The organism is Pandoraea sp. NPDC087047 (genome assembly GCF_044745225.1).
GTDB lineage: Bacteria > Pseudomonadota > Gammaproteobacteria > Burkholderiales > Burkholderiaceae > Pandoraea.
In genome coordinates, this window is sequence record NZ_JBIUZU010000004.1 from 344,079 (window position 1) to 370,655 (window position 26,577).

The following is a 26,577-nucleotide window of genomic DNA, read 5'->3' on the forward strand; positions in this document are numbered from 1 at the left end:
CAGCGAGCGCCAGAGGGATTTCCCACGGGCCGAAATGGGAGGGGACAGATGGGACGCGACGTAGCAACGAATGAGGCGGCTTTACCGCCCGAGCTGTTGGTGACGATGTATGCACGAATGGCCATGGCGCGTTATTTCGACACGATCATGGGGCGGCACGCCAAGGAAAATCGGATCGACGGCTGGTGGCATCCGGGCGAGGGGCAGGAGGCGGCGGCCATTGGCGCCACAGCAGCGCTGCATGCGCACGATTACGTTTTCTATCAGGGCCGGGGCACGGCCTGGGCGATTGGCAAGGGCATGGCGCCCGCCGCCATCTTTGGCGATCTGCTTGGCCGGGTGAATGGCTCGACCGGCGGCAAGGGCGGTGGCGTGCCTCACTGGTGCGACCCGGAGATCGGGGTCATGGGCGAAGGCGCCACGCTCGGAAGCGTTTATCCGTTAGCAGCCGGGGCAGCGCTTGCCGCGCAGTTGCGTGGCACAGGCCAAACCGCAGTGGCGAACTTTGGCGATGGCACGGCGGCTCGGGGCACCTTTCACGAAACCATGGTTCAGGCGGCCACCTGGAAGTTGCCCCTGATCTACTTTTGCGAGAACAACGGCCTGATCGTCTCGATGCGTCTATCGGACGTGAGTCCCACCGAGAACATTGCCGATTACGCGGCAGGCTACGGCATCCCCGGAGTGATCGTCGATGGGCAGGACGCCGTTGCCGTCCACTTCGCGATGTCCGAAGCCGTTGCGCGGGCGCGTGATGGCGAGGGGCCGACGCTCATCGAAGCCAAGGTCGTGCGCCGACGCGGCCACTGGGAGGGCGATCCCCAGCAGTACCGAAAAGAGACGGATCCGGATGCGTTGAACTACCGCGATCCACTGGACGTTCTTGGCGCCCGCCTGGATGCGGACACCGCACAGGCGCTGCGCGAGAGCGCCGAGCAAGCGGTTCAACGCGCCTACGAAGACGCCAGGGCGGCGCCTGCGGCGCACGCCTCGATCATCTGGAAGGACGTCTACGCATGAGCTCCACCGGTGAAATGCTCACCCTGACCTATCGCGCGGCCATCGACCACGCCATTGCCGAAGAAATGCGAAGAGACCCCGAGGTCTTCCTGATGGGGCAAATGGCGACGGGCGGCGGGCACTTTGCGGCTGAACGCGGGTTGTCCGACGAATTCGGTACGCAACGCGTTCGCAACACGACGATCAACGAAGCCTTCATGGCGGGCTGCGCTGTCGGTGCCGCAGTTGCCGGCATGAAGCCCATCGTGAACATGGGGTTCGGCGATTTCGGCCTGATCGCCGGCGACGAGATTTACCAGAAACTGGCGAAGTGGCGCTACATGCATGGTGGCAAGTTCATCGTGTCCGCCGTGGTCATCCTGCCTTGCGGCTCGCTCGGCGGTGCCGGCCCGGAACACTCCAGCAGCCTCGAAGTATTTGGCATGCACAGCCCGGGTCTGAAGGTCGTCATGCCGTCGACGCCGGCCGATGCGAAGGGTCTGATGAAGATGGCAATTCGCGACCCGAATCCCGTGCTGTTCCATAGCGTCAACATGCTTTCGTCCGTGCTTGGGCCCGTCTCTGACGATCCTGAGTTGCTCGTACCGTTCGGCAAGGCGGCGCGCCGTCGCACCGGCAATTCCATATCGGTGATTACCTACGGCTCGATGGTACCGCTATGCCTTGACGCCGCCACGCGCCTGGCGCTTGACGGCATCGAGCTGGAGGTCATCGATCTGCGCACGCTGGTGCCCCTCGACTGGGAAACGATTTTCGAGTCGGTTTCCCGCACGCACCGTGCCATGGTGGTTCACGAGGCTGTGCGCACTGCAGGTGTGGGGGCGGAAATTGCCGCGCGTATCCAGGAGGAAGCTTTCTTCGACCTGGCGTGTCCGGTTGCACGTGTTGCCGGCAAGGACACCATTCGCCCGCAGACGGCACGCCTGGAGGCTTACTGCATTCCGTGCGTGGACGAGATCGAACAGGCGGCACGCCGATTGATGTCGATCCAGCGAGAACGAGCGCGGACTGCGCTGTTGGGAGACAGCGGTGGAGGAGCGCATGCCTGACAGTCCGAAAGCCCGTCGCCTTATTGACGCCCCGACGCCGTGCTTGCGCGCGCCCTTGGCCGGATTATCGATGTGCGCCGTTGTTGCTGTTGCGGCAACGATTGCGTTTTTACACCGGCCCGCCCCCGTTTTCCCGGCAACGGCGATGAGCGTCGAGCGCATGCTCGTCAACGGTGTGGCGGCGCCGGCGGGCCGGATTGTTGCTGCGGGCGAGCTGGGTCACATTGCGACGAGCGAGGACGGCGGCGCTACCTGGCGCGCGGCGCGCGTGATGCCGCAACGCGGAGTAACGCTAACGCAAATGAGTTTCGTCGACGACAAGAACGGTTTTGCCGTGGGGCACGATCGCTGGGTGTTGAAGACGGCGGACGGCGGCGAGCGCTGGAGGGAAGTTCACTACGACCCGAAGCGCTCCGAGCCGTTCCTTGGCGTGTGGGCAAGGAGTGCCGCCTCGGTATATGCGGTCGGCGCTTTCGGTACGCTGCGCATCTCCGATGACGGCGGCCGGACATGGACAGTGCCCGAGACGACGCTCGGCGACAACCACATCTACGCCATCGCCGGGGGGCAGGATTCGCGCATGCTGTGTGTGGGTGAGCAGGGGCTGGTGGCACGCTCGGAGGACGCCGGCAAGACCTGGACCCTTCTCCCGAAGTTCTACAAGGGGTCGCTGTTCGGCTTGCTACGCATTTCCACCGACGAGTGGATCGCATACGGCATGCGCGGCAGCATTTACGTGACCCGGGACGGTGGCTGGACCTGGACAGCGCGGCGCAGCGATACGGTGTCATCTCTGTTCGGCGGCAGTCGACTTGCCGACGGTCGCATCGTCCTTGTGGGTCAAGGTGGAACGGTATTGATCTCGAAAGATCGCGGTGAGCGCTTTACGCTCACCGAGCCGGCTGGCGGGCGCAGCCTGGCCGCTGTCGTTGCCGGTCGCGACGGCGCACTCATCTTCGGCGGCGAGGGCGGTGTGACGATCCCGAAGCCGGCGGTACCCGGGCAGCTTCGCTAATTTCGCGGGAATGTTCGCCATGCCATCCCCCAAAGACCGCTGGGTCGACTGGTACGCCAACACGCTGATCGCAAAGCGTCGCTGGCTGATCCTGTTCTTTGCCGCCTTGACGTTGGCCCTTGCCGGCGCGGCGAGCCGCACCCGGCTGGATGCGGGCTTCTTCAAGATGATCCCCTTGAAGCACGAGCACATGCAGGCGTTCTCGGAATATCTGACGGTCTTCCCGGGAGCCAATCGTATTCTCGTCAACCTGCGCTGGCAGGGCGATGGCGATATCTACAACAAGGCCTTCCTGGACACACTGCGCAAAGCGACCGATGACGTGGCGTTCATCCCCGGGGTCGATCGCACCCGGGTGTCTTCGCTGTTTACGCCCGACGTCCGATTTATCGAGGTGACTGAGCGCGGTTTCTATGGCGACGTGATTGTGCCGCCGAGATTCAGCGGCGAGCCGGACGAGCTCGCAACCGTTCGCCGCAATGTCGCGAAATCGGGCGTGATCGGCCTGCTGGTGCAGAGCAACCTGAAAGGCGCAATGGTGCGTGCCGACTTGCAGGAGATCCATCCGCAGACCGGGGACAAGGTCGATGACGTCGACGTGGCGCACCGGCTTGATGAAATCCGCAAGGCGTACGCCAGCGAGAACATCGACGTCAACATCATCGGATTCCCGGTGTTGATGGGGGAGCTCGTCAAGGGGCTTACCGGCGTCTGCCTGTTCTTCGGCATCGCGTTCGTGATTACGGCCGCGCTGCTGTACGCCCACACGAGGTCGCTCAAGCTGACGATGGTGGCGCTGGTGGTGGCGTTGCTGCCGACGGTGTGGCTGCTGGGCATTCTTGCGCTCGCCGGCTACGGCATCGACCCGTTTTCGATCCTGGTGCTTTTCCTGACTTTCTCGATCGGGGTATCGCACGCCGTGCAGATGACAAACGCCTGGGCGCAGGAGGTCATCGCGGGGGCGGACGCGCCGAGCGCCGCGCATAGCGCGGTACGCAAGTTATTTGTCCCAGGGGCAGTGGCGCTGCTCACGAATGCGCTGGGTTTTGCCGTCATCATGCGCATCGAGATCGAGAGCGTTCGGGAACTGGGCATGACGGCCTGCATCGGGGTACTGCTGATGATCCCGACCAACAAAGTGCTGCTGCCGGCGTTGCTGTCGCATATACGGCTCGAACGCGGCGCAATGACAAAAGCCAGGGGCGCCGCGGCCAAGCGCGGAGGACTCTGGTGGACGCTTTCCGGTAGTGCCGCGCGCCGGCCGGCGGCATTCGTCCTGCTTGTCTGCTGTGTCCTGTTGGCCGTGGGAACCGCCGGGGCGCGGTATCTGACGATCGGTGATATCGGCGATGGCGCTCCCGAGTTGCGGGCGAGCTCGCAGTACAACCGCGACTACGCGAGCATCGTCGGCAACTACGTTGTCGGGGTCGACGTGCTCGCCGTCGTTGTCGAGGCGAAGGGTTACGAAGACGACGCCTGCCTGCACTATCCCGTGATGCATGCCGTGGATCGGTTTGAAATCTTCATGCGCGGTGTGCATGGCGTTCAGTCGGTGGTGGGTGTGCCGGACATGGCCAAGGTGGGGATTGCCGCCAACAACGAGGGCAATCCGCGTTGGCAAGCCTTGCCGCGAAGTCGCCGGGCGCTGCAACAGGGGGCAGGCGCTTACAACCCGGACCTGGGCATGAACACCGATGGATGCACGGCAATGCAGGTCCTCATTTATACGAAGGACCATCAGGGCGCAACGCTCGCACATATTGTCGAGGAAGTGAAGCGCTTCAAACGCGAGAACGCAATCCCCGGCGAGTCGCCCCGGATCGACCTGTCTTTTCGGCTGGCGGGCGGCAATGCCGGAATCATGGCGGCGACCAACGAAGAAGTGGCACGCGCTGAAGTCACGATGCTGCTGTCGATTTTTGGCGCGATCGCACTGATTTGCCTGATCACGTTCCGGACGTGGCGGGCGGTGCTCTGCATCGTCGTGCCGTTGGCGATCGCGTCGATCCTCTGCAACGCGCTGATGGCCGCGTTAGGCATCGGCCTGAAGGTTGCCACGCTACCCGTGATCGCGCTCGGCGTGGGGGTCGGGGTGGACTACGGCATCTACCTCTACGAGCGCATCGAGCACGAAATGGCAGGCGGTGCGATGGATTTTCGAACTGCCTTCTACGAAGCCATTCGACAGCGAGGCACGCCCGCGGTATTTACCGCACTGACGATGGCGATTGGCGTCGGCGCCTGGGCATTCTCGCCGCTCAAGTTCCAGGCCGATATGGGGATTCTGCTGGCTTTCATGTTTCTGGTGAACGTGCTCGGCGCGATTTTCCTGCTACCCGCGCTCGCGGCGTGGCTGCTGCCGCGTTGCCAGCGGCGTTGTTCCGGCGCTCAAACGCAGGCCGACCTGAGGAGGGTAACGCCTTGAGAGGCAAACGATGCGACGCCTCGGCACGCATCGGGGGAGGCATTCACGAAAAACACAAAAGTGGACGACGGGGTATGGCACGTAGGGCACACATGGCAGGTATGGCACGCATGGAAAGAACAGGGACGTCGTGTAAGACCGGCAATACGGGAGCGCAGTGGGTGAGGGGACTCGCGGCATGTTCGTTTGCGACGGCATCGGCGTCCACCGGGGCGGGCACCGTCACGATGGGGGAAGACGTCCGCGTGGACTATCTTCTGACGACCAACTATTCGTTGGGCGTTCGCGTAGGCAGACCGTCTCAAGCGCTCATGAACGACGCCAATGCGGACGATTCCGAGCGCAGCTTCAAGCGGGGCAGCCTGGTGAACAATCGGATGAGCGTGACCGGCCAGGCCGACATCAAATGGCGTAACTACGGCATTTTTGTCGGGGGAAGCGCGTTCTACGACGATGTCTACAACCGGGGAAACGACAACGACTCGCAAGCCACGCTGAACCGTTCCGGCAACAGCAATTCGTTCAGTTCGGCCACGCGCGACTACGACGGGCGGCGTGCTCGTCTCCTGGACGCGTTTGCCTACGGAAGCTGGGATCTTGGTGACGGCAGGAAACTCAGCGTCAACGCGGGTCATCACGTCGTCGCCTGGGGAGAGAGCCTATTCTTCCCGGGCATCTCCGGCGGACAAGGCCGCGCGGACGCCACCAAATCCAATATCGCCGGCGTCGAAACCAAGGATGTTCTGCTGCCGACCGGCCAAATCTCCGGGCAGTACCCGGTGACGAGGGACATCAGCTTGCTGGCCTACTACCAATACCGGTTCCGACCGACAGAGCTCCAGCCAACGGGCGATTACCTCTTCATGACCGACGTGCTCGGCCCCGGTGCGCAGAAGATGTTTCTGGCCCCCGGTTTCGCCATCGACCGCACGCCGGACGCGATGCCGAAGCCCAGTGGGCAATGGGGTATCGGTACCCGGTTCCGGCTGTCGCCTGCGTTCGAGATGGGGGCTTACCACATCAACTATTCCACCAAGACGCCCATGGTGGAGTTCGATACCCGCGGTGCAATGCCGACCTATCGCGTTCGTTATTTCGAGAATGTCAGGGCGACGGCGTTGAGCTTCACCACACGCCTGGGGAATGCCAGCGTTGCAGGGGAGATGGCTTATCACGATGGGCTTCCGGTTCAAATCGATACGCCGGGTTTCCCGGCCATTGTTCGAGGCAAGGCCATACAGGCGCAGCTCAACGTGTTCGACGCTTTCGGCCCGAACGCAATCTCGGATCGATCGCTGGTGCTTGGCGAAGTGGTTGGGCAGTACTTGCTGGGTGTCGACGGCAATCCCTTTGACGCGGGAGCACGGAACAGCGATCTGGTGAGCGCCACCCGAAGTGCATTGGGATATCAGATTTCCTACATCCCGAGCTGGAACAACGTATTCCCCGGCTGGGATCTGTCGGTCCCCATCTCCTGGAATCACACGCTGTACGGCATTGGTGTCGTGTCTCAAACCGGGATGTTGCACGGCGGCGACATGCGCGCAAGTCTCGGCGCGACTTTCACCTATCTGGGCAATCTCGAAATTGCCCTGAAGTACAACGCGTTTCTCGGCAAGCCTGCATTGGATGGGTATGGGCGGCAGCGTCGGCCCCTCGCAGACCGGGACTTCATCACGCTTAACGTGAAGTACAGCTTCTGACTTAGAGAACGGAGGAGCAAAACATGAGTGCGACTCGACGTCGTGGATCGTCCATCTCGCTGATGGCCGGATGCGTCCTGGCTATCGGCGCGCAGGGGGCGCTAGCGAAAGTGAGTGCGGACGAGGCCAGAAGGCTCGGACAGGATCTGACCTGCTTTGGCGCGGAGAAGGCTGGCAACAAAGATGGGTCCATCCCCGCGTACACGGGCAAACAGCGTGGGGCGCCGCCTAACGTCAAGTACGGTGGGCCGGGCCATTTCTGGCCGGACCCGTATGCCGACGAGAAGCCGCTCTTTGTCATCACCGCGCAGAACGTGGCGCAGTATGCCGATCGCATGACCGATGGGCAGAAGGCGCTGTTCAAGAAATATCCGGATACGTTTCAGATGTCTGTCTACCCGAGCCATCGGGACTGGGGTTTCCCGCAGTGGGCTTGTGATCTTTCGAAGAAGAATGCGGTAGAGGCGGAAGTCGTCGATGGGGGCGCCGGTGTGCGTGCAACCAGTGGCGTATCGCCGTTTCCGATCCCCAAGACGGGATACGAGCTCCAGTGGAACGTCGTCTTGCCGCTGGCGCCGGCCCGTGAAGTCGGCACCTTCGATTCGGCGGTGGTGTATCCCAACGGGACCATTGCATGGGCACGTGAGTTTCACAAGGTCGTGGTGTCCAAAGCCGACACCAGGAAGCATGTCAGCACAGAGGTCGGCGCAAACTCCTACAGCTTTTCCGAAAAGCTGATCCCTGAGCGTGACAAGGGGACGCTGACCTACGCACGCGTACCCTTCAATTACAAGAAAGACTTTCTGGATGTCTGGCAATACAGTCCGGGCACCCGTCGCGTGCGCCAGTTGCCGAATTTCGGTTTCGATCAGCCGAATGGCCCGGGCGGTTTCCTGACGGTTGACGACGAGCTCATCTTCAACGGCTCGAACGAACGCTACGACTGGAGGATCGTCGGCAAGCAAGAGATTTACATCCCCTACAACACCTACCGATTGCACAGCCCGACGCTCAGGTATGGCGAGATGCTGAAGACCAAGGGGCATATCAACCCGGACTTCATCCGCTATGAGTTGCACCGCGTATGGGTGCTGGAGGCGACCCTGAAAGCAGGCTACCGCCATCTCTATGGCAAACGCCGGATCTACATCGACGAGGATAGCTGGGTTGCCGTTCTGGGTGACAACTACGATGGCCGCCACCAGCTCTGGCGTACGGCGATGTGCAACACGCTCTACCTGTACGAAGCGCAATCGATCAGCCCTCTTACCTGTGTGTACCACGATCTGAATTCGAGTGCGTATGCGGCGCTTCGTCTGATCAACGAGCAAAAGGCACCGATGACTGTGGATGACGGATCGCTCAAAGAAAGCCAGTTCACGCCAGACATGTTGCGTGCGGCCGGCAGGTGATTTGGCATGAACACGCAATTTCGAGAAGGGAGGTGCCCATGAAAGCGGCCGTGTTCCACGGACCTGGCGACATCGAGGCATTGAGCGATGTCGCTTGTCCCGGCGTTGGCGAGGGCGAGGTTCTGATTCAGGTTGAAGCATGCGGGATCTGCGGCAGCGATCTTCACATGTATCGCACAAACGCTCACCGTGCCGATCTCGTCAGGGTGAGCGTTTGTGGCCGGGAGATTCCGGGTCATGAGTTTGCCGGAACGGTTGTCGCGGTTGGGGAGGGCGTCGAGGATTTCACCTCTGGAGACCGCGTAGTCGGGGTCGGCATGGGGGGCATGGCCGAGTTCGTTCCGATACCGGTGAATCCCTTTCAGATCACGCATATGCCGCAGACGGTGTCCTTTGAGGACGCCGCAACGACCGAACCGTTGGCTGACGGGCTACAGATGGTGCGGCTCGCAGAGATCGGGCCGGGTGAGAACGTCGTCATCTTCGGCGTTGGCATGATTGGCCTGGGAGTGATCCAGGTGCTGCGCGCACTCGACATCGATGTTGGTCATATCGTGGCCATCGATGTCTCGGCGCAGCGGTTGCACACGGCGAAGGCGCTTGGCGCAACACACGCGATCAACGCGCTCACCCAGAAGCCGGTGGAGCAGGTGGGGCATATCTGCGGCGTCCTGCCGATGTATTCGGCGCCGTTCGTCGCGCCGAACGTAAGCGTCGTGTTCGATTGCGCCGGCTACCTGAAACACGTGAAGGGTCCGCCGCCGTTGCAGTCCGCCATGGAGATGGTGGGCCCGCGTGGCGGCCGAATCATCTGCTTTGGCGCCTTCGAGGGTGAGGTGACGCTCGATCCGATGCCCATTATCCACAAGCAGATTGTGATTCGCGGATCGAACGGTTATGCCGCAGATGAGCTCAAGCAGGCGCTGGATTTGATGGCGTCCGGAAAGATCGATCGCCGCATGCTGATCTCACATCAATTTCCCATTGCTGAAATCAAGCGGGCGTTTGCCGTGCAGGCGAGCGGCCAGGCGATCAAGGTGCTGATCAAGCCGGGCCTCTGAATTCAAGTCGGGGAGCGCCTGTCAGGGCCCGGCACGGCGCCGCATCGCAAAAAGAAAGACATAGGCAGATAGAGTCGATCATGAAGTCAGTTGAGGTAAGTAAGGTAAGCGAGATGAGCAAGGTGAGCGCCGCGATGGCGTTGAACGGCAAGGCGAGGACGCGCTTCCTCCTTCTGCTGGTTCTGGCGTCAAGCAGTCCGTGTATGGCCTTGATGTTTACTGCGGTAGGGCCGGTGTTGCCGGGGCTCGCTCAACATTTCGCCAGGGGCGGGGACGGGGCATTTGCCGCGCAACTGATCATGACCATGCCGGGCATCGGTATCGCGCTTGGCGGCCTGGTGACGGGTTGGGCAGTCGAGCGGCTGGGGGCGCGTGCGCTCCTGCTTGGGTCGCTGCTGACATATGCACTGGCCGGGTTCGCCGGGTTTTATGTCGATGCGCTGTCCGTGCTTCTGTTCACTCGTCTGCTGACGGGGCTGGCCGCCGCGGGGTGCGCCACATCGACGCTGGCGATCATTGCGCAGCGATTCGAGCCGGAGCAACGCGCATGCATACTCGGTTACCAAAGCGCTGCGGGCTCTGCGGTGGGGCTCGTCTCGCTGCTGGTCGCGGGCGGCGTTGGCGAGGCATACGGATGGCGCGCGCCATTTTTTCTGTATCTCCTGGCGCTTCCTGTTTTGCTCGTCGCAACCGCGGTCGTGCCGGCCGTACGGTCACAAGCCAATGCGCAGCGCCCACCGAGGCAAACCGGACACAACGACCGTCATCCGTTGCTCGCACTGTTGCCGGTATACCTCCTGATCGTGCTGGTATTCGCGGCGGTGTTCATGAACGCCGTGCAACTGTCGTTCCTGCTGGCGCAGAGCGGGATCACGAGCCCTGGTGTGCAGTCGTGGGTGATGGCGACAAGCGCGCTGGCCTGCATGGTCGGTGCGGCGTCTTATGGCCGGGTGCGATCATGGGTCGGAGATCGCTGGATCTTCTGCATCTGCCTTGCCCTGATGGGGGGCGGATACGTTCTCATGGGGTCAAGTCACCTGATGATGCCGATGATCGTGGGCTGCGGTATTGCGGCGATCGGAGGGGGATGCGTTGGCCCGTATCTTGCTGTAGTACTGCTGGATCGCGCGGCGCCCTCCGTGCGTGGCCGAGCCTCCGGGTTCATGTTTACGGCGCTCTATCTGGGGGATTTCGTCAATCCTCTGGTAGTGAACCCTCTGCGCGCGAGTTTCGGTATTCATCAAGCCTTTGTGCTTGTCGGCGCGATCCTGTCGTTTTTCGCTCTGGTCGTCTTGTTTCGAAGCGCGATGCTGCACAGGACTTCGGTTTGACGAATTCCCCTCCCTCGTTCTTCCGGACACGCAGGCCAGGATAACGACACGTTTGGCCGGTGAACTATTGGCGAGATCGTCCTGACGAGGGGCGGATCGAATCATCCGTTTCAACACGCACAACACCCCTCCAAACCCCTGAAACCCCGCTATTTCAGGCCCTCGCGAGCACCTCAGCAAAACCGACATCGATCAGCTAGAGTGTATTTAAGCGTGACGTTCATGCGCTTCGATCGAATGAGAAAAAAGAGGAGACGTGCTGACATGCGGTTACTGCTATTGCTGCCGTTTATCGGTTTGTTGTGGATTCCTTTCTACAACCGTGAGTTGCCATCACTCTGGGGTTTTCCCTTCTTTTACTGGTACCAGTTCGCCTGGGTGCCGCTGACCTCGCTGCTCATCTGGATTGTGTTTCGCGACGGTCTGAAGAAAGGGGAAGAGTAAATGGACACCGCGGGTATCAACTGGACCGCATTAGCGGTCTTCGTATTCTTCTTTATCCTCGTGACGGTCATGGGTTTCTGGGCGTCGCGCTGGATGCGGGGTCCCTCGAACAAAGGCGCCCATCTGGACGAGTGGGGCCTTGGCGGCCGTAATTTCGGCGCCTGGATCACCTGGTTCCTCGTCGGCGGTGACTTCTACACCGCTTACACCGTGATCGCTGTCCCGGCCCTGGTCTACGCCGTCGGCGCCTATGGCTTCTTCGCGCTGCCCTATACGATTCTCGTGTACCCGATCGTCTTCCTGATCATGCCGAAGCTGTGGCATGCGGCGCACAAGGCCGGGCACGTGACGGCGGCCGACGTCGTTTTCGGCCGTTACCAGTCGCGTCCGCTGGAGTTCGCGATTGCGCTCACGGGCGTGGTCGCGACGATGCCGTACATCGCGCTGCAACTGATCGGGATGGAAGTCGTCATCAAGGCGCTGGGGCTCACGGGCGAACTGCCCCTGCTGGCCGCGTTCGTCATTCTTGCGCTGTACACCTATGCGGCGGGCCTGCGGGCGCCGGCGCTGATCGCGTTCGTCAAGGATCTGATGATTTACATCGTCGTCCTGGTGGCCGTGGTGGTGGTACCTGCCAAGCTGGGCGGCTACGGTGCGGTGTTCGACACGGCGCGCGATGTCTTCGCCAAGAAGGGCGGTGCGACGGGCCTCACGCTCCAACCCGCGCAGTTCCTGCCGTTTGCCACGCTGGCGCTGGGCTCGGCCATGGCGGCGTTCATGTATCCGCACACGTTGACGGGCATTTTCGCAGCCAGGGACGCCAACACGATTCGCAAGAATGCCGTGTTCCTGCCGGCGTACACGGTGCTGCTCGGCCTGATCGCATTGCTTGGCTTCATGGCCTACGCCGCCGGCGTGAAGGTGCAGACGAACAACGATGTCGTGCCGGCCTTGTTCAACGGCCTGTTCCCGAGCTGGTTCGCGGGCTTTGCGTTCGCCGCGATTGCCATCGGTGCGCTGGTGCCCGCGGCGGTGATGTCCATCGGGGCGTCCAATCTGTTCACGCGCAACTTCTGGAAGCCCTACGTCAATCCGAACATCTCGAATGAGGGCGAGGCGAAGGTGGCCAAGATCGTGTCGCTGGTCGTGAAGTTGGGCGCGCTGGTGTTCATCCTGTTCCTGCCGACGCAGTTCGCACTCGATCTCCAGTTGCTCGGCGGTGTCTGGATCCTGCAGACGTTCCCGGCATTGGTGTTCGGCCTGTTCGTGAGCTGGTTCGGTGCGCGCGCGCTGCTGTGCGGATGGGCCTTCGGTATCGTGTACGGAAGCTGGCTGGCGTTCGCCGACGGTATCAAGCCGGTGCACACGTTCACGCTCGGCGGCGACAAGATTTCGCTCTACACCGGGTTGATCGCGTTGGCGGTGAACGTTGTTGTTGCCGTGATTGCCAATCTGGTGCTCGGCAAAGGGTCGCGTCCTGCGCTGCGCAGTGCCTGAAGGACTTGCGTTCGCTAGAAGCGGTGCAGCTCGCCGAACCCGGCGGGCTGCGCCGCGTACATGAACGCCATCTTCTGGAATAAACCCGAATCCTCGAGTGTTTTGTAGGCAGTCGCCGCGAGTGCGATCTCGCTTGGCTGTGCCGAAATACTGATCGGGGGTAAGAAAAATGACTATCGTACGGCGTCTTGTCGTCACGCTTGGGGTGGCGTTGTTCGCATTGGCGTTCGTTGGCGGGTACGGCCTGCGGCAACTGGGGCGGTCGTTCAACCGCATTGAAGGGCTGGAGACGCAGACGGTTCCCGGGCTGCAATCGATCTCCATGGCGCTCGACGACGTGGCCGACATGCGGCTGAACGTCTACCGCTATGCCGTCGACGGTGTGGACGACGACAGCCGCAAAGCGATGGAGCAGATCATCGCGGACGCCGACCGTCGTTACGATCAACGTATTGATGAATATCGCTCTCACGGGGTCATCGACGACACCGATCAACGGATGCTGGCCGCCGACGTCGCGAACATTGCCGCCTATCGGAAGGCACGTCAGACATTCTTCGCCCGCATGCGCGCGGGGGATCGCGACGCCGCCCTCGGCATGCTGCACGACGGCGGCGAAGTGCACACCGCCGCCGATAATCTGAATCAGGGCTTGCATCGCCACCTCGCCTACAACGTGGACCACGGCCAGACCGTTCGCGCCGAGAACGCGCAGGCGTATCGTACGGCGACCGGCGTCATGGCAGCGATCATTGTGGCCGCGATGTTGCTCACCGGCGCCCTTGGCGCTCGCCTGTACCGGCTGATCCGGGGTGGGTTGCAGCATCTTCAGCACACCTTGCAGCACATGAGCGAATCCCTCGATCTTTCGCAACCGGCGGCGGTGCAGGGCTCGGACGAAATCGGTCTCACGGCGGTCGCCCTCAACCGTTTGCTAGCGCGCATTTCGGTGGTCATTACGGAGGTTCGGACGTCGAGCGACGCGGTCAGCGTCGCGTCGCAACAGATCGCGGCCGGCAACATCGATCTGTCATCGCGTACGGAGCAGCAGGCGGCGTCGCTGCAACACACGGCGGCCAGTCTGGGCGAGATCACCGAGACCGCGCGGCGCAATGCGGATAACGCCAATCAGGCCAACGCGCTCGCCATCGACACCACCCGGATTTCCGATGAGGGACATACCGTCGTCGGGCGCATGGTCGAGACGATGGCCGACATCTCGTCGAGCGCAGCGCGGATCGCGGAGATCACGAATCTGATCGAAGGCATTGCCTTCCAGACCAACATTCTGGCGCTCAACGCCGCGGTCGAAGCCGCCCGGGCCGGCGAGCAGGGGCGTGGCTTCGCGGTGGTGGCGTCGGAAGTGCGCAACCTCGCGCAGCGCTCGTCGAGTGCTGCCAAGGAGATCAAGGGACTGATCGAGCAGTCGGTGCTCACGGTGCAGGCCGGCTCGGCGCAGGCGGAAGAAGTGGGACGGGTGACAGCGTCGGTAGAAGAGGCCGTGAAGCGGGTGGTGGGGATCGTTGGGGAAATTGCTTCGGCGTCGGACGACCAGGGGCAGCGCATCCAGCAGATCCATCAGGCGATCGGCCAGATCGACGAAGTCACTCAGCAGAACGCCGCGCTGGTGGAGGAGGCCGCCGCCGCGTCGCAGTCGCTCGACGAGCAGGCGACACGGATGCGAGGCACGGTTTCGATGTTCACCGTGGCCGCCGCCGCATGAGCTATCGGACGCGTAGCCCCCACAAGGCGTCGAGCACATGCTGCGTGGAGCGCTCAAGCGCCCCCGTGTGATGCGCGATGCCCAACTCACGCCACAGCGCCGGGCGTAGCCCCCGCATGGCGATTCGCTCGTCGGTGTGGGGTGTCGTCGCCTCATGCGGCAGAAGGGCCGCACCGTAGCCCGCCGCCACGAGACTCTTGATTGCGTCGTTGTAATTGAGCTCGATTCGGGGCGTCGGGTGATGGCCGGCGGCGGCGAACCACTCCGCTGTCTGCCGCGACAGACGCGTGGTGCTGTCGTTCAGGATTAGGGGCTGCGCGCTGAGCCAGTCCGGCGTCACGTGTTTGGGGCAGGACCAATGGGCGGGCAGGAACGCCATCACCGGGTCGCGCCGCCATTGCCGGATGCTCAGGCCCTTGACCTGTGACTGCGGTAACGCCACCAGTCCCAGATCGAGCGCGCCACGATGCAAGCGGCTCAGCGTTTCTTGCGATGTCAGGATGGCCACCTGGACGTCGATATCCGGATGATCCAGACGCAGCGCTTCGAGCGCCTGCGGCAGGATGTGCGCGATAGCGCCCGTCGACGCGCCGATCCGGACGCGTCCTGCCAACCCCTGCGCATGACGTTCGATGTCCTCCAGCGTGCGCTCGGCGTCGGCGAGCAAGCGCCGTGCGCGCTCGACCAGCGCCTCGCCGACCGACGTCGGCCGCACATGCCCGCGTTTGCGCGACAACAGCAAAGCGCCGACCCGCGCTTCCAGATCCGCGATATGCAAGCTGACGGTCGGCGGCGAGAGGTGCAACGCCTGTGCGGCGTCGGCAAACGAGCCGCTGTCTGCCACGGCAACAAGCGTCTTCAAGCGGTCGAGGCTGATCTCTCTCATGTCGTCACCGTAATTCAGAAGAATGGAATTTCAGATTCATGAAATTCAACTTTTTTAATTTTAACCGTAGCGCGAAGATATCACCTCGACGAAGGTTCACAACCGATTGATGGGGTATTCGCCAATGTCTTCTCCGCTTATTTTTATCGACGGTGACCAGGGCACCACGGGATTGCAGATCCACGAGCAACTGCGTGGGCGCACCGATATTGCGCTGATCACCTTGCCCGACGCGCAGCGCAAGGACCCGCAGCGCCGCGCCGAAGCCATCAACAGTTGCGATATCGCGATCCTCTGCCTGCCCGACGCCGCGGCGCGCGAGGCGGCCGAGTCCGTCGTCAATCCCCGCGTCAGGGTGATCGATGCGAGTTCCGCGCATCGCACACGGGCGGACTGGGTGTACGGCTTTCCCGAGATGGTGAGAGGTCAGGCACAACGCGTGGCGAGCGCCAGCCGTGTCTCCAATCCCGGGTGCTATCCGACCGGCGCTATCGGTCTGCTGCGGCCGTTGCTCGATGCGGGACTCATCCCGCGCGACTATCCGGTCAGCATCAATGCCGTGTCGGGTTACACCGGCCGAGGGCGCGCCGGTGTCGACGAACATGAGGGGCCGAACGCGTCGCACCGGTCGTTGCATCGGGTGTACGGGCTGGAGCTGTCGCACAAGCACACGCCCGAGATCGAGCGTTATTCGGGCCTCGCGAGCCGCCCCCTGTTCGTGCCGTCGTACGGCGCGTACCGTCAGGGGATCGTGCTGACGATTCCTGTCGAGGCACGGCTGCTGAAGCCGGGTGTCGATGGCGCGACGCTGCACAACTGCCTCACGACTCACTATGCCGATGAAAAATATGTCCGGGTCATGCCGATGGAGGCGCCAGGCGTTGGGAAACAACTCAATCCGGAGGCGCTCAACGGCACGAACGTCATGGCGCTGAGCGTCTTCGCCAATCGGGAACACGGGCAAATCCTGCTCGCTGCGGTGCTCGACAATCTGGGGAAGGGCGCGTCGGGTGCCGCGATCCAGAATCTCGAACTGATGCTCGCGCAGTGACAGGCGATTGAGACCTATCCGAAACCCCTCGAATGCGTGAGATGGACTGAGCGGACACTGTTGTTTCGCCGCTCGCTCCCCCTCCGCAATTTGATGGGGTGTTGTATCGTCGGTGCTCCCGTAATTTCGCTTATAGAAGCACGCCGATGATTCCGCTTTATTCCGATCCCGCGTTTTATCAACTTCTGTCGCATAGCCACGCTCGGCTGCTCGGTCGTCCGCTCGTGCCGAACGACATCCCCGTCGCAAACGCCGCCGAATGGCTCTATGAAAGCGCCCCGTTCGCCGTGCTTGCACACAACACGGCGCCCGATCCGGTGTTCATTTACGGCAACAAGGCGGCGCAGCGCCGATTCGGCTACGACTGGGACGAAATCACCCGGTTGCCGTCGAGGCTCTCTGCCGAAGCCCCGAATCGCGAGGAGCGCCGGCGTTTCCTCGAACGAGTGCAGCGGCTCGGCTACGAATCCGGTTACCGAGGGGTGCGCATCACCAAGTCGGGCGAGCGATTCATGATCGAGGAAGCGACACTGTGGCAATTGCTCGACGAGGACGGCAAGCTGCATGGACAGGCTGTCGTCATCCCTCGCACGAGCGACATCATCGGCGCGTGACGCAGTCCGGTGGCGGCGTGAGTAATGCCAGACACGCCGCCATCATCCGCTCGCGCAACACGGCACCGCCTGCGGCGTTCGGATGCAATCGGGACGCATCGAGCAACGGCCGTGTGCCGTGATGGCCATAGTCCGCCACATCGCCGAAAACGGGCTGCAAATCCACCATCGCCAAACCGTGGCGGGCTGCGACTGCGGCCGCCGCTTCCTGATAGGCAAGCATGGGGCGCGTGCGCCGCTGCGGCGCGTCGTCGCTGTTCTCGGGCGAGCAGGCGAGCGTCAGGCGCAGCGAGGGCAACTGAACCCGCATCCGGTCGACGATCTCGCCGAGATTGGCGCGATATTGCGCCGCGTCGAGATCGCGTTGGTCGTTCGTTCCCAGTAACAGCACCGCAGAATCGATAGCCAGCGCATGCAGCCCGGCGAACCACGCGCCCGAGCGCGCCGCCGCCAGCCAGTCCGCCGTCGAACTGCCGCCCGCCCCAAGGTTGTGGATGCGAATGCCCGGCGCGTCGGCGCGATGCTCGATGCCCGCGAGCGTCACGGTCCCTTGTGCGACGGCAATATCCAGTTCCCAGGCGCCTTCCACCGGGAAGTCCAGCAGCGCATAACGCGATTGACCGGGCATGCCGCCCAGCGTCAGGCCGTGCCAGGGGCCGCCATTCCACCGGTAGTTGATCGCGCCGCCCGCGAACGCGTGCAATACGACGCACGACGTGGCGTCGCCGCGCCACGTCACGCGAATCAGATCGCCGGGGGTGTCGCTGGTGCTGGTGCAGAGGTCGGGCGTTGGCTGATGGCGAACGTGGGTGCGCCAACTGCCTGTCCCCGTCTGGCTGAACCGGTCGGGCTCCGCGGCGCCGCCGCGCCGCTCGGATGATGTTGTGTACGACAAGCCGCACCATCCCCCACCCGCATCGCCAAAGCGCTCACGCAGTGCACGGGCCAGTTCGGGGACGAAATACGTTGGCGCGCGGCCGGTCGCCGCGAAAGGCAAACCGGAGCCGCGCACCCAGCTATCGCCCAGCAGTGCGAGGGTCTGCGAAGCAGGGGGCAAGCGTTGCCCACCTGTGGGCAAAGGGTCGATAGCGGAAAGCGTCATCAGCTTCAGAACACGTGACGAATGCCCACGGTCGCGCCGACCTGCGAACTGGTGGAGGACGCCGACAGGTTGGCCACGGCTGCGACCGCCGCCTTGCCCGTCGAATCCACCCCCGACGCACGCTGGTAGACCATCACGGCGTATAGATCGGTGCGCTTGGACAGCGAATAGTCTGCGCCGAGGTTCCACTGACCGTAGTTGGCGCCCGACACGCTGCCGACCGAGCTGCCCTGCGTGAGCGCGTACGACAGGGCGAGTTGCACCACCGGAATCGGACGCCACGCCACGTTCAGCTCATACGTATTGAACACGGCAGTGCCTGCCAGCTTCAGCGGGTTCAGGCCATTGCCCGGCGTGCCGCCCAGATGCTGGAACTCGACGTTGGTGTAGATGCCGCCAATGCGCACGGTGCCGATCTGATACGCCGCACCGGCCGCGACCACCTGCATCGTCTTGGCGGACGCAAAGCCGCTGTAGATCGGGCTGTTCATGTTGAGCGAACTGGTCGACGTGGCCGTGTTGGCGCTGGGATTCACGCCCCAGTTGGCATAGTTCGGGTTGCGCACGTTCTGATACGCGACGCCGGCGTCGAGCGGACCGTTGCGATACGCGCCCGCAAAGCTGAAGCTCTGGCTGCTGGTGATGTCGCCGGCCTTGTTGCCGAGGCTGTAGGCGACTTCGCCGGACAGGCCGTTGAAGCTGGCACTCGAGAACTTGATGACGTTGTTGGTGCGGTTCGAGCCGCCGAGGTTATCGAGGTCGCCCGGGTGCGCGCCATAGACGCCCGCCCACGATTTCACGACGTCCCCGCGTGCCGAGCCTGTGGCCGAGTAGCCCGCCATGTAGTCGGTGAGCGCATCGTACTGACGCCCCAGCGAGAACGTGCCGTAGCGGTTTGCCAGCCCGATCGTCGCGCGCCGTCCGAACAGCGACCCGCCCTGGCCCAGTGCACCGCTGTCGATGCTGTAGCCGCCTTCCAGACGGAACACGGCAGACAATCCGCCGCCGAGATCTTCCGTACCCGCAATACCCCAGCGGCTACCCTGCAAATTGCCCGACGCCAACTGGTATTGCGACGCGCCTTTCGCGTTGTTGTTGTACACGAATCCGTTGTCGATCAAGCCGTACAAACGGACGTTGCTGCTCTGTGCAAAAGCGCTGCCGCAAACCAGACAACTGGCAACGGCAATGGCCGGCATTCCATACTTCATTCTGAGATCTCCATGGGACTTGAACCCCGTGAAATCACAGCGTTGCGAGGCGGCTGTGCTTCCCGGCGTTGTTATAAGAGTGATTCGCAAGTCGAGCGTGCGCCGCTGGGTCGGCAGGCAGCGCGTCACACCGCAGCGGGTCGCCGGGTGTTGACGAGGGCAGAGTTTTCAAGAAAAAGAAATGTCGCGGAAGCCAAGTTCTACGGTTCACGATCGATTTTTCCGATAGGGGCTGGACCTTCGGGAAAACCCTTATCGATGCCCTTTTGGAGGGGCGATTCATCTGCGACGCAGGTGGGTCGCCGCACGGCGGGGCGCAGTGTGGATGAACGGTTTTTGGCGGCATGTGCGGTACCGTGATCGGCAAAAGCGATACCGATCGCCGAGTCCGTTCTTCCCGGACGAGATTTGGCCTCTTACGATGAATGCGTGATGACTAGATGGGACAGAACTACGATGAATGCCAATGAAGCCTTTGTGCTGGTAGATGTGAGCGGCAGCCCCTTCGAGCGCGGCCTGGCGCATGGCCGCCAGGTGCCCGAGCGCGTTGCGCGCAGCCTGGCCTTGTACCGCTCGCAGCTCGACAAGCGCGGCGTGTCGCATGAGCGCCAGCGCGCCCTGTCGGCCCGCATGATCCCCATCATCGAGGCGTTCGATGCGACCTATCTCGAGGAAATGCGCGGCATTGCACAGGGCGCGGGGCTGACGATCGAGGACATCGTACTGATCAACTGCCGCACCGAAATGATGTACGGCCATGACGAGATCGGCGAAGCCCGCAAAGCGCTCGACGACGGTTGTACCGGCCTGATCGTGATGCCGCAGGCGAGCGCTACCGGCCGTCTGATGCACGCCCACAACTGGGATTGGCGCGCAGAATGCGCCGACACCGGCATCGTGCTGCGCATGCGGCGCGAGGACGGCCCGGATCTGCTCGTGTTCACCGAGGCGGGCACGCTCGGGCGTCATGGCATCAACAGCGCGGGACTCTCGCTCTCGGGCAACTTCCTCACCTCCGATCGCGATTACCGCAACGCCAGCCAGGCCGACACGCCGCTCGCCCTGATTCGCCGTCGCATGCTCGACTCGACCAGCATGGCCGATGCCATGAAGGCTCTGTGGAGCACGCGCCGCTATGCGTCGAACAACCTGATGCTGGCCGACGCAAAGGGCGAAGCCGTCGACCTCGAATGCGCGCCGGACGAGATCTTCTGGCTCACGCCGGAAGACGACGTGCTGGTGCACGCCAACCACTGGATGTGCCCGGTCGCGCGTACCAAGTTGCGCGACCTCGGTCTGGCCAAGAGCCCCGACTCGATCTACCGCCAGCGTCGTGTGACGCAGGCGCTGCAAGATGCGCGCCGCACCCAGGGCAAGATCGACTGGACGGTCATCAAGGCGGCGCTGGCCGACGACTTCGGCGCACCGGTCGGTGTCCTGCGCGTGCCGCGCAAGGTCAGCTTCGACAGCATTGCCGCGACGGTGTCGACCACGTTGATGGACGCGGCCGAAGGCGTCCTGTGGATCGCGCGCAAGCCGTACGAGTCCCGCGAATTTGTGGAATACCGGCTGCGCTGAAGTTTCGCTCCGCCAGCTTCGGCGGTTCGGGCTCGCCGGGTAACGTCAACAGGAGACGACGTCCCGGCGAAGGCTCCCCTTATTCAGACGATTCTTGATGTTCCCCAAAACAATGACGACAATGGCGCGGCGCAGCGCACGGGCGTGTCTGGCCGGCGCGGTGCTCGCGTCGGCCGCTGCGCTTGCGGGCACGGCGGCAGCGCAGACGCCGCAGACGCCAGACAAGCCAGCCCAGACGCCCGTGCCGCATCACGAGATCCGTTTCGCGATCAGCACGGATACGCCCACTTCGATGCCGGGCAGCATCCTGCGCAACACCGCGACCGATACGGTCCTCGCGCACGTGGTCGAATCGCTGGTCGCGCTGCGTGACGACATGAGCATCGGCCCGATGCTCGCCGACTCGTGGGATATCTCGCCGGACGGCAAGACCTATACGTTCCACTTGCGTCACGGCGTGCACTTTCACAACGGCAAGCTCATGACGGCGGCCGACGTGAAGTGGAGCTACGAGTACTTCATGAATCCGCACACCGGGTTCTATTGCCGCCGCGCCTACGATGGACACGCGGGTGCGAAGGTGCTGAACGTGAGTGCGCCGGACCGCAGCACCGTGGTGTTCTCGCTCGACAAGCCCTCGGCGCTGTTCCTCAATCACCTGACCGATCCGCGCTGCCCGATGGCGGTGCTCAGTCCCGATAGCGTCGACGCGCAGGGCAAGTGGGTCCAGCCCATCGGCACCGGGCCGTATCTGTTCAGCGACTGGCAGCCGGGGCAGTACGTGCTGCTCAAGCCGTTCGACGGCTACCGTCCGCGCAAGGAACCCGAGAGCGGTCTCGCAGGCAGCAAGATCGCGCATGCCGACGTGCGCTTCGTCGTGATTCCCGACGAAACTTCGCAGCTCTCTGCGCTGATGGCCGGGCAGATCGATGCGATGAACATGTCCGAGCAGATCGTGCCGCCGAAGGACCCGCGCTGGCATATTCTGGCCGGCCCCGGTGCCGACCCGGCGGTGATGCTCATCCAGAACCGCGATCCGTTGCTCTCCGACGTGCGCATTCGACGCGCCATTGCATTGGCGGCCGACTTGCCGGGCATTGCCGGTGCCGTGACGGAAGGCCGCACCGGCTACAACCCGTCGCTCGTGCCAAACGCCAGCGCGCTCGCCAGCGACATCACGAAGCGCGGCTACGTGCAGTCGCTACCCGAGGTCAAACGTCTGCTCAAGGAAGCGGGCTATCACGGTCAGCCGATCACGCTGGAGACCAATCGCCGCTACTCGCACATGTTCACGATGGCGGTGTATCTGCAATCGCTGCTCTCGCGTGCGGGGATCAACATCAAGCTGCAAGTGGTGGAGTGGGGCAAGCAACTCGCCGATTACCGCGCAGGACGTTTCCAGTTGATGGCCTTCGGTTACACGGCACGCACCGATCCGGCGCTGATCTTTGCCGACGTGCTGGGCGACAAGGACCGCAACCCGCTGGTGCAGTGGGAAAACCCCGAAGCGCTGGCCCTGCTGCGCAGCATCGCCGGGGAAACCAACGACGCCGTGCGCGCCAAGGTGCTTGCAGAACTGCACCAGCGCATGCTGGCCGACGCGCCGATGCTCGTACTCTACGACTCGCCCGACCTGATACTGGTCAGCTCGCGCCTGCATGGCGTGATGACCTGGCCGCTGCGTCTGAAGCGCTTCTATAACGTCACGAAGGACTGAGGCCATGCCGACGTATCTGTTCAAACGCCTCGCCATGGCGTTCCCCACGGTCGTGATCGTGGCGGTGCTCGTCTTCGCCATGATCCGCGCCATTCCGGGCGATCCGGCCACGCTGATGCTGGGAGACATTCACGATCCCGCATTGCTCGCGCACCTGCGTCATTCGTTCGGTCTCGACGAGTCGCTGCCCATGCAGTTCCTGCACTGGGTCGAGCATCTGCTGCGCGGCGATCTCGGCATGTCGATTGCCCGTCACCGTCCGGTCTCCACGCTTATCGCCGAAGCCTTTCCGGTGACGGCGCAGATCGTGCTGAGCGCCACGGTCATCGCCTGTCTCGTGGCGATTCCGGCGGGGCTGTTCGCTGCGTGGCGTCAGAATCGCCGCAGCGATCTGGCCGTGGTCATGACGACGATTCTGCTCGTCTCGATCCCGAGTTTCTGGTCCGGCATTCTGCTGATCTGGGTCTTCGGCGTGAAGCTGCACTGGCTGCCGACTTTCGGTTATCAGACGTTCGCCGAGGCCGGCTGGGGTTCGGTTCGTTACCTCGTGTTGCCGGTCATCGCGGTGAGCCTTGGGGAAATCGCCGTCGTCACGCGCATGATCCGGGCGAGCAGCATCGATGTGCTGCGACTCGAATACATCGCCCACGCGCGCGCCAAGGGCCTTGGCGAAGCACGCGTGCTCGCACGTCACACGCTGCCGAACGCGTTCGGCCCGGCGCTGACCGTCATCGGTCTGGTCGTGGGGCACTTGCTCGCGGGCGGCGCTGTGATCGAAACCGTCTTCACGCTGCCGGGGATGGGGCGCTTGCTGGTCGAGAGCATCTATGCACGCGATTACCCCGTCGTGCAAGGGTGCCTGCTGGTGATCGCGCTGATCTACGTCGTCATCAATCTGGTGGTGGATCTGCTCTATCCGCTGTTTGACCCCCGACTCAAACACTGAACGCCATGAAATCTTTACATCGCGCCAACCTCTGGATTGGCGGCTTTCTGGTCGGGCTGCTGGTGTTGATCGCCGCCGTCGACCTCGTGTACACGCCCTACAACCCGACCGACGTGGATCTCTATGCGCGTTACGCCGCGCCGAGCATGCAGCACTGGTTCGGCACCGACGCATTCGGTCGCGACGTGCTCTCGCGTCTCATGGCCGGAGCCGGGGTGAGCATCACGGTGAGTCTGGCTTCGGTGCTGCTGGCACTCGCCGGCGGCACGCTGATCGGCGCCATTTGCGGCTACGTCGGCGGTTGGCTCGACCGTATCGCCGGCATGTTCGTCGACGCGCTGATGGCGTTCCCGGGCCTGCTGCTGGCGCTGGGCATCATGACCGTGCTCGGCCCCTCGAAGTGGGGCGTGGTGCTCGCGCTCGGGCTTGCTTACACGCCGTCCGTGAGCCGCATTGCACGCGGCGCCGTGCTTTCGCTGCGCACGCGTGATTACGTGGTCGCCTCGCGCACGATGGGCAATTCCGAAGTCTGGACCTTCATTCGTCACGTGCTGCCGCATTGCGTGCAACCGCTGCTGATCTTCTCGACGTCGCTGTTCGGCTCGGCCCTCCTCGCAGAGAGTGCGCTGAGCTTCCTGGGCCTGGGCGTTCCCGCACCGGAGCCCACGTGGGGCGGCATGCTGGCGGACGGACGCGCCTCCATCGAGCAGGCGTTCTGGCTCGTGCTGTTCCCCGGCACGGCGATCTCGCTGGCGCTGTTCGGCATCAACTTGCTGGGAGACGCCGTGCGCGATCTGCTGGACCCTCGCATGAAGGAGGCGAAATGACCTCGACGTCTGAAAGATTGCAAAGTCCCCCGGCCACGCAGGCGGCCGCGTTGCTCACCATCGAAGGCTTGCGCATCGCTTTCCCGGACGGGCAGGGCGGTCAGCGCGATGTTGTGCGCGACATCGATCTGCACCTGCATCCCGGCGAGTCGCTCGCGATTGTCGGCGAGTCCGGCAGCGGCAAGACGCTGATCGGCAAGGCGCTGCTGGGGCTGTTGCCGGAGTCGGCTACCGTGCGCGCCAAGTCGATGCAGTTCGACGGCCGCTCGCTGCTCGATCTGTCGCCGCAGGCATGGCGAGAATTGCGCGGCACCGATATCGGGATGGTGTTCCAGGAGCCGATGGTGTCGCTCAACCCGGCGATTCGCATCGGCGAGCAGATGGTCGAAGCGCTGGTGCGCCGTCGTGGCGTGCCCGAAGCGCAGGCGCGCGAGCGAGCCATCGCCATGCTGGGGCGCGTGCGGGTGCGTGACCCGAAGGGCTGCATGAGCCGATACCCGCACGAGTTCTCGGGCGGTATGCGTCAGCGGATTCTGCTGGCGGCTGTCATGTTGCTCAAGCCGCGCCTGCTGATTGCCGACGAGCCGACGACCGCGCTTGACTGCGTCGTGCAGAAGGAAGTGCTCGACGTGATGATCGGCCTCACGCGCGAAGAGGGTACGGCGCTGATTTTCGTCAGCCACGATCTCTCGCTGGTCGCAGCTTATACGGAGCGCGTGATGGTCGTGCGTCGTGGCGATCTGGTCGAAACCGGGCCGGTCAAGCGCGTGCTGGCGCATCCGTCGAACGAGTACACGCAGCGCCTGCTCGAATCGTTGCCGCGTCGCGATGCCCGCGACACCTCGCAGCAAGCGGCGACGCCTGCGGGGGAGCGTGTGCTGGAAGTGGATAACGTCGCCATCGACTATCTGGTGCCGACACGTCTGTGGGGGCAAAAGCGCGTGCCGACGGTGTTCCCTTGCTCGTTCTCGCTGCGCGCCGGGCAGACGCTGGCGATTGTCGGCGAGTCGGGCAGCGGCAAGACCACGATGGCCAAGGCGATCATGGGCTTGCTGCCGCTCGCGGGCGGGCAGGTGAAGGTGCTGGGCAAACCGTTCCCAGGCGTTGGCTCGCGCAGCGAGTTGCGCGAGGCGCGTCGCTCGATCCAGATGGTGTTTCAGGATCCGTACTCCTCGCTGGACCCGCGCATGCGTGTCGAGGCGCTGGTGCACGAGGCGCTTCGTCTGGACACGTCGCTCACGGCCGCGCAGCGGCGCGAGCGCGTGACCGAGGTGCTGGAGGACGTGGGCCTGGGCGGCTTCGGGCCGCGCTTCGTCCATCAACTCTCGGGCGGACAGCGTCAGCGTGTGGCGATTGCGCGGGCGCTGGCGAGTCATCCCGCGATCATCGTGGCGGACGAGCCGGTGTCGGCGCTGGACGTCACCGTCCAGAAGCAGGTGCTGGAGATGCTCGTTTCCTTGCAGGCGCGCTACCGCTTCGCCTGTTTGCTGATTTCGCACGATCTGGGCGTGGTTGAGCAGTTGTCCGATCACGTCATCGTGATGTTCCGTGGGCATGTGGTGGAAGCGGGCACGCGCGACGCGATCTTCGATATGCCCGCACACCCGTACACACGGCGTCTGCTTCAGGCGGTGCCCGAACTGCGCGGCAATCGTGACGAGGGCTTTGCGGTGCATACCCGCTCGCTCGGGCCGCACGACACCTCGCTGGCGTACTTCGATCCCGAACGTTCGCCGCAGGCCACACCGCAACTGGCCGCGGTGGCGGGCAGCGTCGATGGGGCGCACCGTGTGGCGGTGCTTGGCACGGTGTGATTCGGTTGAATTCCAGCTTGGTTTCGGCGGGATTTCAGGCCGAAGCCGTTGGGTGTTTTACCCCGGCGATCCGTTTGCCGATCGTCCGGGTGATTGGCAAACGTGATCCTGATCGGTGCGACCGCATTCCTGCGCGACGAATGACTGCCTA

Annotated in this window: 21 protein-coding genes; 18 read left to right on the forward strand and 3 right to left on the reverse strand. The window is 63.3% G+C overall.

All coding sequences use genetic code 11. From position 1 onward, the window contains the following. The first annotated feature begins 48 nt into the window (after positions 1-48). The 11 genes from ACIPHM_RS09545 (at position 49) to ACIPHM_RS09595 (ending at position 14,680) form a co-directional block, all read left to right on the forward strand. On the forward strand, positions 49-1,020 hold the full coding sequence (locus ACIPHM_RS09545) for a thiamine pyrophosphate-dependent dehydrogenase E1 component subunit alpha (protein ID WP_400327248.1): 972 nt from the start codon (positions 49-51) through the stop codon (positions 1,018-1,020). Next, positions 1,017-2,069, forward strand: a complete 1,053-nt coding sequence (locus tag ACIPHM_RS09550) for an alpha-ketoacid dehydrogenase subunit beta (protein ID WP_400327250.1) — start codon at positions 1,017-1,019, stop codon at positions 2,067-2,069. The genes ACIPHM_RS09545 and ACIPHM_RS09550 overlap by 4 nt, the downstream gene beginning before the upstream one ends. Positions 2,070-2,214: 145 nt before the next feature. Then, positions 2,215-3,084: a WD40/YVTN/BNR-like repeat-containing protein gene (locus ACIPHM_RS09555; protein WP_400327251.1), complete on the forward strand. Its 870-nt coding sequence runs from the start codon at positions 2,215-2,217 to the stop codon at positions 3,082-3,084. Positions 3,085-3,103: 19 nt separating this feature from the next. Beyond that, on the forward strand, positions 3,104-5,509 hold the full coding sequence (locus ACIPHM_RS09560) for an RND family transporter (RefSeq protein WP_400327252.1): 2,406 nt from the start codon (positions 3,104-3,106) through the stop codon (positions 5,507-5,509). 110 nt (positions 5,510-5,619) lie between these two features. Further along, the gene (locus tag ACIPHM_RS09565; RefSeq protein WP_400327494.1) at positions 5,620-7,212 is read left to right on the forward strand and encodes a DUF1302 domain-containing protein; all 1,593 of its coding nucleotides are present in this window, start codon (positions 5,620-5,622) and stop codon (positions 7,210-7,212) included. A gap of 23 nt (positions 7,213-7,235) precedes the next feature. After that, positions 7,236-8,624, forward strand: coding sequence for a DUF1329 domain-containing protein (locus tag ACIPHM_RS09570; RefSeq protein ID WP_400327253.1), 1,389 nt, complete (start codon positions 7,236-7,238; stop codon positions 8,622-8,624). 38 nt (positions 8,625-8,662) lie between these two features. Beyond that, positions 8,663-9,685 carry a zinc-binding dehydrogenase gene (locus ACIPHM_RS09575; RefSeq protein ID WP_400327255.1) on the forward strand — a complete coding sequence of 341 codons (1,023 nt, stop codon included), beginning with the start codon at positions 8,663-8,665 and terminating at the stop codon, positions 9,683-9,685. Positions 9,686-9,765: 80 nt separating this feature from the next. Then, on the forward strand, positions 9,766-11,016 hold the full coding sequence (locus ACIPHM_RS09580) for an MFS transporter (RefSeq protein WP_400327256.1): 1,251 nt from the start codon (positions 9,766-9,768) through the stop codon (positions 11,014-11,016). 264 nt (positions 11,017-11,280) lie between these two features. Next, positions 11,281-11,460, forward strand: a complete 180-nt coding sequence (locus tag ACIPHM_RS09585; RefSeq protein ID WP_150560432.1) for a DUF3311 domain-containing protein — start codon at positions 11,281-11,283, stop codon at positions 11,458-11,460. Next, entirely contained in the window at positions 11,461-12,957 is a 1,497-nt protein-coding gene (gene mctP, locus ACIPHM_RS09590) for a monocarboxylate uptake permease MctP (protein WP_400327258.1), read from the forward strand. Positions 12,958-13,126: 169 nt separating this feature from the next. After that, complete coding sequence (locus ACIPHM_RS09595; protein WP_400327260.1) at positions 13,127-14,680, forward strand: methyl-accepting chemotaxis protein; 1,554 nt, start codon at positions 13,127-13,129, stop codon at positions 14,678-14,680. 1 nt (position 14,681) lies between these two features. Here ACIPHM_RS09595 and ACIPHM_RS09600 read toward each other — a convergent pair whose 3' ends face one another. Further along, entirely contained in the window at positions 14,682-15,566 is an 885-nt protein-coding gene (locus tag ACIPHM_RS09600; RefSeq protein ID WP_400327261.1) for a LysR family transcriptional regulator, read from the reverse strand. 124 nt (positions 15,567-15,690) lie between these two features. On the opposite strand from ACIPHM_RS09600, the gene argC reads away from it, so the two are divergent. After that, on the forward strand, positions 15,691-16,617 hold the full coding sequence (gene argC, locus ACIPHM_RS09605; protein ID WP_400327263.1) for an N-acetyl-gamma-glutamyl-phosphate reductase: 927 nt from the start codon (positions 15,691-15,693) through the stop codon (positions 16,615-16,617). A 146-nt stretch (positions 16,618-16,763) separates the two neighbouring features. Beyond that, positions 16,764-17,231 carry an MEKHLA domain-containing protein gene (locus ACIPHM_RS09610; RefSeq protein WP_400327264.1) on the forward strand — a complete coding sequence of 156 codons (468 nt, stop codon included), beginning with the start codon at positions 16,764-16,766 and terminating at the stop codon, positions 17,229-17,231. On the opposite strand, the gene ACIPHM_RS09615 is transcribed toward ACIPHM_RS09610, so the two are convergent. Together ACIPHM_RS09615 and ACIPHM_RS09620 are read right to left on the reverse strand one after the other, a co-directional pair. Then, on the reverse strand, positions 17,218-18,288 hold the full coding sequence (locus ACIPHM_RS09615; protein ID WP_400327265.1) for an SGNH/GDSL hydrolase family protein: 1,071 nt from the start codon (positions 18,286-18,288) through the stop codon (positions 17,218-17,220). The two genes, ACIPHM_RS09610 and ACIPHM_RS09615, sit on opposite strands and share 14 nt — an antisense overlap. A gap of 50 nt (positions 18,289-18,338) precedes the next feature. Continuing rightward, complete coding sequence (locus tag ACIPHM_RS09620; RefSeq protein ID WP_400327266.1) at positions 18,339-19,544, reverse strand: porin; 1,206 nt, start codon at positions 19,542-19,544, stop codon at positions 18,339-18,341. A 456-nt stretch (positions 19,545-20,000) separates the two neighbouring features. On the opposite strand from ACIPHM_RS09620, the gene ACIPHM_RS09625 reads away from it, so the two are divergent. The 5 genes from ACIPHM_RS09625 (at position 20,001) to ACIPHM_RS09645 (ending at position 26,426) form a co-directional block, all read left to right on the forward strand. After that, positions 20,001-21,122 carry a C45 family autoproteolytic acyltransferase/hydolase gene (locus ACIPHM_RS09625; protein WP_400327267.1) on the forward strand — a complete coding sequence of 374 codons (1,122 nt, stop codon included), beginning with the start codon at positions 20,001-20,003 and terminating at the stop codon, positions 21,120-21,122. Positions 21,123-21,219: 97 nt separating this feature from the next. Continuing rightward, positions 21,220-22,839 carry an ABC transporter substrate-binding protein gene (locus ACIPHM_RS09630; RefSeq protein ID WP_400327268.1) on the forward strand — a complete coding sequence of 540 codons (1,620 nt, stop codon included), beginning with the start codon at positions 21,220-21,222 and terminating at the stop codon, positions 22,837-22,839. A 4-nt stretch (positions 22,840-22,843) separates the two neighbouring features. Then, entirely contained in the window at positions 22,844-23,785 is a 942-nt protein-coding gene (locus tag ACIPHM_RS09635) for an ABC transporter permease (RefSeq protein WP_400327269.1), read from the forward strand. A gap of 5 nt (positions 23,786-23,790) precedes the next feature. Further along, positions 23,791-24,612 carry an ABC transporter permease gene (locus ACIPHM_RS09640; protein ID WP_400327271.1) on the forward strand — a complete coding sequence of 274 codons (822 nt, stop codon included), beginning with the start codon at positions 23,791-23,793 and terminating at the stop codon, positions 24,610-24,612. Continuing rightward, positions 24,609-26,426, forward strand: a complete 1,818-nt coding sequence (locus tag ACIPHM_RS09645) for a dipeptide ABC transporter ATP-binding protein (RefSeq protein ID WP_400327273.1) — start codon at positions 24,609-24,611, stop codon at positions 26,424-26,426. Before ACIPHM_RS09640 ends, ACIPHM_RS09645 begins: the two co-directional genes overlap by 4 nt. Positions 26,427-26,577: the final 151 nt, after the last annotated feature.

What these genes read in the sequence shown, in the direction of transcription:
- ACIPHM_RS09545 (WP_400327248.1), top strand. Translation starts at nt 49, where the DNA reads ATGGGACGCGACGTAGCAACGAATGAGGCGGCTTTACCGCCCGAGCTG.
- ACIPHM_RS09550 (WP_400327250.1), top strand. Translation starts at nt 1,017, where the DNA reads ATGAGCTCCACCGGTGAAATGCTCACCCTGACCTATCGCGCGGCCATC.
- ACIPHM_RS09555 (WP_400327251.1), top strand. Translation starts at nt 2,215, where the DNA reads ATGAGCGTCGAGCGCATGCTCGTCAACGGTGTGGCGGCGCCGGCGGGC.
- ACIPHM_RS09560 (WP_400327252.1), top strand. Translation starts at nt 3,104, where the DNA reads ATGCCATCCCCCAAAGACCGCTGGGTCGACTGGTACGCCAACACGCTG.
- ACIPHM_RS09565 (WP_400327494.1), top strand. Translation starts at nt 5,620, where the DNA reads ATGGAAAGAACAGGGACGTCGTGTAAGACCGGCAATACGGGAGCGCAG.
- ACIPHM_RS09570 (WP_400327253.1), top strand. Translation starts at nt 7,236, where the DNA reads ATGAGTGCGACTCGACGTCGTGGATCGTCCATCTCGCTGATGGCCGGA.
- ACIPHM_RS09575 (WP_400327255.1), top strand. Translation starts at nt 8,663, where the DNA reads ATGAAAGCGGCCGTGTTCCACGGACCTGGCGACATCGAGGCATTGAGC.
- ACIPHM_RS09580 (WP_400327256.1), top strand. Translation starts at nt 9,766, where the DNA reads ATGAAGTCAGTTGAGGTAAGTAAGGTAAGCGAGATGAGCAAGGTGAGC.
- ACIPHM_RS09585 (WP_150560432.1), top strand. Translation starts at nt 11,281, where the DNA reads ATGCGGTTACTGCTATTGCTGCCGTTTATCGGTTTGTTGTGGATTCCT.
- mctP (WP_400327258.1), top strand. Translation starts at nt 11,461, where the DNA reads ATGGACACCGCGGGTATCAACTGGACCGCATTAGCGGTCTTCGTATTC.
- ACIPHM_RS09595 (WP_400327260.1), top strand. Translation starts at nt 13,127, where the DNA reads ATGACTATCGTACGGCGTCTTGTCGTCACGCTTGGGGTGGCGTTGTTC.
- ACIPHM_RS09600 (WP_400327261.1), bottom strand. Translation starts at nt 15,566, where the DNA reads ATGAGAGAGATCAGCCTCGACCGCTTGAAGACGCTTGTTGCCGTGGCA.
- argC (WP_400327263.1), top strand. Translation starts at nt 15,691, where the DNA reads ATGTCTTCTCCGCTTATTTTTATCGACGGTGACCAGGGCACCACGGGA.
- ACIPHM_RS09610 (WP_400327264.1), top strand. Translation starts at nt 16,764, where the DNA reads ATGATTCCGCTTTATTCCGATCCCGCGTTTTATCAACTTCTGTCGCAT.
- ACIPHM_RS09620 (WP_400327266.1), bottom strand. Translation starts at nt 19,544, where the DNA reads ATGAAGTATGGAATGCCGGCCATTGCCGTTGCCAGTTGTCTGGTTTGC.
- ACIPHM_RS09625 (WP_400327267.1), top strand. Translation starts at nt 20,001, where the DNA reads ATGAATGCCAATGAAGCCTTTGTGCTGGTAGATGTGAGCGGCAGCCCC.
- ACIPHM_RS09630 (WP_400327268.1), top strand. Translation starts at nt 21,220, where the DNA reads ATGTTCCCCAAAACAATGACGACAATGGCGCGGCGCAGCGCACGGGCG.
- ACIPHM_RS09635 (WP_400327269.1), top strand. Translation starts at nt 22,844, where the DNA reads ATGCCGACGTATCTGTTCAAACGCCTCGCCATGGCGTTCCCCACGGTC.
- ACIPHM_RS09640 (WP_400327271.1), top strand. Translation starts at nt 23,791, where the DNA reads ATGAAATCTTTACATCGCGCCAACCTCTGGATTGGCGGCTTTCTGGTC.
- ACIPHM_RS09645 (WP_400327273.1), top strand. Translation starts at nt 24,609, where the DNA reads ATGACCTCGACGTCTGAAAGATTGCAAAGTCCCCCGGCCACGCAGGCG.